The 2,228-nt window shown below is 46.9% G+C and carries 4 protein-coding genes; 3 read left to right on the top strand and 1 reads right to left on the bottom strand.

Features of this window, described 5'->3' with window-relative positions; all coding sequences use genetic code 11:
- Positions 1-203 precede the first annotated feature (203 nt).
- Genes QCH34_RS11085 through QCH34_RS11075 form a run of 3 tightly spaced genes read left to right on the top strand, consistent with a single transcriptional unit; the run spans position 204 to position 1,069 of the window.
- Complete coding sequence (locus QCH34_RS11085; RefSeq protein WP_300334117.1) at positions 204-608, top strand: hypothetical protein; 405 nt, start codon at positions 204-206, stop codon at positions 606-608.
- A 3-nt stretch (positions 609-611) separates the two neighbouring features.
- Positions 612-887 (top strand): hypothetical protein, encoded by a 276-nt coding sequence (locus QCH34_RS11080; RefSeq protein WP_300334115.1) that lies wholly within the window; start codon positions 612-614, stop codon positions 885-887.
- A gap of 2 nt (positions 888-889) precedes the next feature.
- On the top strand, positions 890-1,069 hold the full coding sequence (locus QCH34_RS11075; RefSeq protein WP_300334112.1) for a hypothetical protein: 180 nt from the start codon (positions 890-892) through the stop codon (positions 1,067-1,069).
- Between the two features lie 457 nt (positions 1,070-1,526).
- Here the strand turns inward: QCH34_RS11075 and QCH34_RS11070 are convergent.
- A partial coding sequence (locus QCH34_RS11070; RefSeq protein WP_300334109.1) for an Rpn family recombination-promoting nuclease/putative transposase occupies positions 1,527-2,228 on the bottom strand: 702 nt, incomplete at its 5' end.

Below are 2,228 nucleotides of genomic sequence, written 5' to 3'. Positions count from 1 at the left end.
AGGATGATAATTCCGCCCTGATATCCAGACCCGCGGTGACAGGCTTTGACAACAGTAACCTGTTCTTCTCAATTACCGTAACATATACTATCAATCCAGAAAGGGCACGTAAATAGTATGGAGCCCCGTTTTCTCACACTTCATCATCCTGATAATCCAAAACCCTATATGCCACCAAGGTAGTACATGGTGGTATGCAGAGCATGAGTTCAATCAAGATCGCAACAGGAGTAAAGGATCTGCTCAGTCAGATGAAGGAGCACCCCCGCGAAACATATAGTGACGTGATTGAACGACTTGTTACCGATACACATGACCGGTCACTTCTCCACATCCCTCTTTTCCATGTACGGATTTGTGATACGATCCATTCGCTTGATCATCCAATCGAACTCTCATGCGAGAGAGATAATGAGGATTTTATCCTCTATAACCACGAATTTCATCTCCTTGCAACAGCACCAAATCTTCATGAAGCTCTTGTCGAGATAACAAATGAATTCGAAGAGAACTGGAAGGATTATGTAGAGCAGGATATCCACAAGCTCTCTTCTGGAGCACAAATGTTCAGGCAGAAACTCATGTCCCTTATACCAGAGGAGATCTGAGACGTGAGCCGGAAGAATCACACAATTATTGCCCGGCTGAAGAAGAAAGGGTTCTCGGTAGAGATGTCAAAGCATATCAAACTGACATTTCAGCACAATGGGTGCGATACAGAGATCCGAACATGGGTATCTCATGGCAAAAAGGAGATCGGCGATCGACTGCTCGGCCTCATGGCAGAACAGCTTCATCTCTCAAAGCAGCAGTTTATGGAGACAATCGATTGCACGGTCGATGAGGCGGATCTCAATAGCATCTATAGCGAGAAGGATCTTCTCTGAGAATGATCTCCGCAGAGAGGGGGAAAATGACGGCAGATAAACTGAAAAAGACACCTATGGAAACTGTTGCAGATCGTATTACCAAACACCAGAGGCAAAAGCTCGAAGAAGATCTCGATGAAATTGAGGCAAATGGCACCTTCATCTCATGGGAAAAGGTAAAGGTGGAACTGAAGTGGTAAAGAACTGAGATTGGGATATGCAAGACCGATCATTCGAACAGTCATAATTTCTGACTCTTCTCCAAATGTCTGATCACCAAAATCCCTGATTCCTGAGCAAATATCAGATGGATATTGTGGTATCATCCTTACAACAGAACCCTTTCCTCATAAGCGATAGTGGATGAAAAACTGTGGTTGAGGTAAAGAGAGAGACCAGTAACAAGAGGTGGGCGCGTTAGCGCTCCCATCCTCATTTGCGGGGCGAGTGGGCAATTCAAGACAGGATATCGGGATGGAACGCTGGAAGAAAACAAAGTGGAGGGCGGGATAAAGGATCGGGGTGACACGTCAGGTTTGCTCGCCTGAATTGGCTTCATATCATTTTTCTTCTCTTGTACTATGGCAATCCCGGAAGTGGATGAGAGCTGGAGCAGGATCAGATCAGGATCTGATCTGAATCTGGAACAGATCGGGATCAGATCAGGTGGCGGATCTCCTCCTCCGGCAATCCTGTGACCTCTGCAATCTCACTGATGGACATCCCAAACGCCTTCATCCTCCGAAGGAGTGTACGTTGCCCCTCAACTTTCCCTTCTGCCTTCAGATCAGCTTCCCATCGTTTTACCTTTTCTTGTAACATGGTATCCCCACAAAACGGATTTGGTATTGGTTTATCTTCATTTGTCTTTAAGATATTCTCGAAGAATAACGAGAAATCCCGGCGCAATGAATCGAGATCCGGGTCCTTCCTCATCCATGCATTCAGTCTCTTGCCAAGCTCGAAGAGATCATCCCTTTTTAATGACTGCTCGAGGCCAAAGAGGCTGGCGGCAAGATTCCTCACTTCAACGAGATCGTGGATCGAGAGCTGCAGCTCATCAACAAGCAGGTACGGAACCGACGGCATAAATTGGGCAACCGCATCCAGCATCTGGATGGTTTCACCGATATCGGTCGGCACATCCCAGGTACTCTCGCCATTGTAGAGGACGATCGGTATGATCCCGGGCAATGGTTTCCGTGATGAGTGCTTTTTGGTTCTGATCAGGTCCTGCCAGAGGAGTGCCATGTAGGACATGATCCGGATCGGCATTGTCGGGTCAGGTGTTGACTGAAACTCTATCAGGAGGTAGATGATCAGGGTCCGGTCACCATACCTGATATTCCATATGAGATC

Source organism: Methanocalculus sp. (assembly GCF_029762515.1).
GTDB lineage: Archaea > Halobacteriota > Methanomicrobia > Methanomicrobiales > Methanocorpusculaceae > Methanocalculus.
This window is presented reverse-complemented; position numbering and strand designations above follow the sequence as displayed.

Coding starts and splice junctions, on each gene's coding strand:
- QCH34_RS11085 (WP_300334117.1), top strand. CDS start 204: ATGAGTTCAATCAAGATCGCAACAGGAGTAAAGGATCTGCTCAGTCAG.
- QCH34_RS11075 (WP_300334112.1), top strand. CDS start 890: ATGATCTCCGCAGAGAGGGGGAAAATGACGGCAGATAAACTGAAAAAG.